We start from the raw sequence: 340 nt of genomic DNA on the forward strand, positions 1-340 counted from the left end.
TCGCTTACCAGAAGGTAATGAACAAACCTATGGTGACGGCCATTCCTACATAGTTGTTATTGAGGAAGGCTTGAAAACATAAATCTCGATCGCGATGACGCATCAGGTGTTGTTGATAAACAAACAAACCACCTGCTACCAACAGTGCCCAGTAGAAAGTATCACCTAGGTGGTAATGCATGCCTAACGCAATCAACATCGCTAAAGTCACTAACTGCAGTGAGCCAACAATCAACTTATCGAAACGGCCAAACAAAATCGCTGTCGACTTGATACCAATCTTAAGATCATCATCTCGGTCAACCATCGCATATTGAGTGTCGTAAGCGATTGTCCACAG

1 protein-coding gene is annotated in these 340 nt (G+C 43.5%); it reads right to left on the minus strand.

Annotated features, from left to right (window positions below; translation table 11 throughout):
* Positions 1-4: 4 nt before the first annotated feature.
* Positions 5-340: UbiA family prenyltransferase (locus tag A3712_RS23325; protein WP_197465903.1), on the minus strand; the 336-nt coding region annotated here is incomplete at its 5' end.

The organism is Vibrio sp. HI00D65, assembly GCF_001635455.1.
GTDB lineage: Bacteria > Pseudomonadota > Gammaproteobacteria > Enterobacterales > Vibrionaceae > Vibrio.